The following is a 3,114-nucleotide window of genomic DNA, read 5'->3' as shown; positions in this document are numbered from 1 at the left end:
GGCCATGATCAAAAAAGGCCAAATCGATATCCATGGCCTCGCTCCATTCGAACAGTTTTACGCCCTCGCAGGATAACTGCGTCCGGGGAATGATCCCTTCAGAAACTCACTTCGACCTTGGAAATGTTTGCGACAGAGCCGGATTTTGTCCGTTGTAGCCCTGCTCCAGGGCCGGTGTTCGCAGGTGAATAACCGCCGCATAGCGTGCATATTCCGCTGCCTTCGTGGTTTTCAGTTCCTGCCAAAAATCATCCGCTCCACCGGGCCAGTAGGCGGCTCCATCGACAGTTCCACGATCGCACAAGGCAACGACCGAGTGCCCTTCTTCTGCAACCAAGGTCTCGAATTCCCTCTGTACATAATAAATCGCGCGCTGAGCCGCCTTGCGTCCGGCCAGAGACTCATGCCTCCAAAATCCGCCACCAAACACCACGCTGGCCGACTCAGGGATGATCGCCAGCTTGCCCATGAATTGACGTTTTGCGAGTTCCAGGATGGCTGTCTTGCCTGCGCCTGGACCGCCGGTGAGCACAATTTTTTTCACGGAGCTTTTCCTCATCCTTGTGATGCTGCTGATGCGGACTGCCATGGTTCATAGGCATCCATGATAATCCAAAGCCCCGACGTAAGTCCGTAGGTTTTTCCAGAAGCCTCACGCTTGACACGTTTGCTCGGTCGCATAGCCGCTGTTTTCCAAGTTAAGCTCAGTATAGAATGAGCCCGACATAGGGGAACGCACATGGATTATAAACTGGCCTCCTCCATAGAAAGCATCGGTCGAGCAGCCTGGCAGAGCCTGGAGCCGCCGGATTTCCCTTTTCTGGATTACCCCTTTTTAAAGGCTTTGGAAGACTCGGAAAGCATCGGCGGCGCGTCCGGTTGGGACCCTGTTTATTTGCAGGCTTCTGATGACCAAGGGCTGGCGGGCGTGCTCTGCGGTTTTGTGAAGTCGCATAGCTACGGTGAATATATCTTCGATTGGGAATGGGCGCGGTTTTATCAGCGCTTTCGTCGTCCCTATTATCCAAAGCTTGTGCATGCAGCGCCGTTTACGCCGGCAACAGGCCCCCGCGTGCTGGTTCGGCTTGGGGCTGAGGCTCAAAAGACCCGCGAACAGCTGATTCAGTTTTCAGTGCAGATGGCGGTTCAGAGCAAGCTGTCGTCGGTGCATGCACTCTTTATCCCAGAGAATGAGTGCGCGGCCTTTCAGGAGCAGGGTTTCGCCATTCGGCATTCCCTGCAGTATCACTGGCGTAATCAGGGCTATCGGGATTTTCAGGATTATCTCGACAGCTTTGTGGGCAAACGGCGCCGCGACATGCAGCGGGAGCGGCAGCGGGCCCAGTCGCATGGTCTTGAATTTCAGTGTCTGACGGGTTCGGATTTGCAGCCGCAGCATGCGGAACTCATGGAGCAACTTTATCTGACGACTGCAGAAAAAAAGGATGCCATTGCTTATCTGCGGGACGGTTTTTTTCAACAGGTCTTTGCCTCCATGTCCGATCACATTCTCTTTGTGATCGCCAGCAAGGATAACGAACCCGTGGCCGGCGCTTTAAATTTCTTCAAAGGCAAGACACTGTTCGGTCGCTATTGGGGAAGCCTGCAGATGTTTCAGGATCTTCATTTTGAACTCTGCTACTACCAGACCATTGATTTTGCGATTCAAAGGCGCCTGGAACTCTTCGAAGCCGGGGCTCAAGGCGAGCATAAAATTCAACGAGGATTTCGCCCCAGCCTGACCTTCAGCGCCCATCGCATCATGGATCCTACGTTTCGCGACCCCATCGAACGCTTCATTGCCGATGAACGCCTCATGATTCAGGAAGCCATCACCGAACTCGACCGTAAAAGTCCTTTCAAAAATAATGCTTCCACAGCCCCTCCAGGATGAGCTCTCTGACAGGGCTCATTTCCTCTATCAAGATTTATTAATCGCTACAGATACTTTGTTGTAATTGTTAACAAATGTAAAAACACTTATTTTCAAGGTGATTCAGCCCTGTTGATGATTCCTTCAGGCTCGGCGAAATTGAGTATCGCTCACTCCAAAAATCAAGTATCTCAATCTTGCGATGGGTTTTAAGCACAACTATTGAGGAGAATATCCATGAGGATGTTGTTAGGAACCTTGTTCCTTTGTTTGACCGCAAACATGGGCTGTGACAGCGGTACACGCGTAGACTCGGCCCCTCTGGATGCGCCGCGGGCCGCACAAAGTTTTGTTCAGGTCACCAATGGCCAATTTCAGGCGGATGGCAAACCTTTTTACTTTGTTGGTAGTAATTTTTATCGATTAGCCATGGCCGAAGCCTTTCAGGGCAATGTCATCAAGGAATTTAAAAACGGTCGCGTCACCTTTCCCCAGATCGATAAGGTGATGGAAAATTATGCGACCGAGGGTTTTAAGGTCATCCGTCTTTGGGGTTTTGCCTGCGATGGTTCCAAAGGCAGCAGCGTGACGCCGCCCTTTATCAATAAGGACCTGTCGCTGAATATGGACGGGATTCAGCAGCTGGATTACACGATTGCCAGCGCTGGGCAGCATGGCTTGCGCGTGATCCTCCCCCTGGTGAACTTCGAGCATGAATACTGCGGTATGGAATGGTGGGTGGAGCAGACGCTGGCCAAGCAGGCCAGTCCATCTCAAAGGAACATGACCTGGTCCTGTGTGGAAAAACGCAGTCACCATGTTCTGAAGCTGACCTATAATCCGAGCGATTGCCAGGCCATGAACCGTCCGGACAATCCAGTTGAAGCGGTCGTCACCAAGGAACACTTCTATTCGAGTGACATCGTTAAGAACGCCTTCAAAAATCATGTCCGGAATTTCCTGAGCCGTACCAATCGGCTCTGTCGCAAAACTTTCAAAGGGTGAAGTATGGTTTCGAGGGCATCACCCCCCGGACGCAGTTATCCTGCGAGGGCGTAAAATTGCTCGAATGGGGTGGAGCCCGGGATATCGATCTGGCGTTTTTTGATCATGGCCATCATCTCAATGCCGGCAATTGTTTTCGCGGCCGACATGAAAGTCTTGAAGCCGAGCATGGACCTTGTCCTTTGCCGGACCCGCCTGTGGTCCTGCTCGACGATATTATTAAGATACTTCACCTG

The 3,114-nt window shown here is 51.9% G+C and carries 4 protein-coding genes; 2 read left to right on the top strand and 2 right to left on the bottom strand.

The window, feature by feature from the left end; translation table 11 throughout:
- Window positions 1-106: 106 nt before the first annotated feature.
- The gene (locus tag VE954_RS14435) at window positions 107-544 is read right to left on the bottom strand and encodes an AAA family ATPase (RefSeq protein ID WP_324953907.1); all 438 of its coding nucleotides are present in this window, start codon (window positions 542-544) and stop codon (window positions 107-109) included.
- Window positions 545-739: 195 nt separating this feature from the next.
- On the opposite strand from VE954_RS14435, the gene VE954_RS14430 reads away from it, so the two are divergent.
- Both VE954_RS14430 and VE954_RS14425 read left to right on the top strand, forming a co-directional pair.
- Window positions 740-1,894, top strand: a complete 1,155-nt coding sequence (locus VE954_RS14430; protein WP_324953905.1) for a GNAT family N-acetyltransferase — start codon at window positions 740-742, stop codon at window positions 1,892-1,894.
- A gap of 216 nt (window positions 1,895-2,110) precedes the next feature.
- Window positions 2,111-2,878 carry a hypothetical protein gene (locus tag VE954_RS14425; protein WP_324953903.1) on the top strand — a complete coding sequence of 256 codons (768 nt, stop codon included), beginning with the start codon at window positions 2,111-2,113 and terminating at the stop codon, window positions 2,876-2,878.
- Window positions 2,879-2,913: 35 nt separating this feature from the next.
- On the opposite strand, the gene VE954_RS14420 is transcribed toward VE954_RS14425, so the two are convergent.
- The coding region (locus VE954_RS14420; protein WP_324953901.1) for a DDE-type integrase/transposase/recombinase at window positions 2,914-3,114 on the bottom strand (201 nt) is incomplete at its 5' end.

The sequence above is a fragment of the Oligoflexus sp. genome, assembly GCF_035638955.1.
Lineage (GTDB): Bacteria > Bdellovibrionota_B > Oligoflexia > Oligoflexales > Oligoflexaceae > Oligoflexus.
The sequence above is the reverse complement of the archived record's forward strand: the minus strand, read 5'-3'. Positions and strand labels throughout refer to the sequence as shown.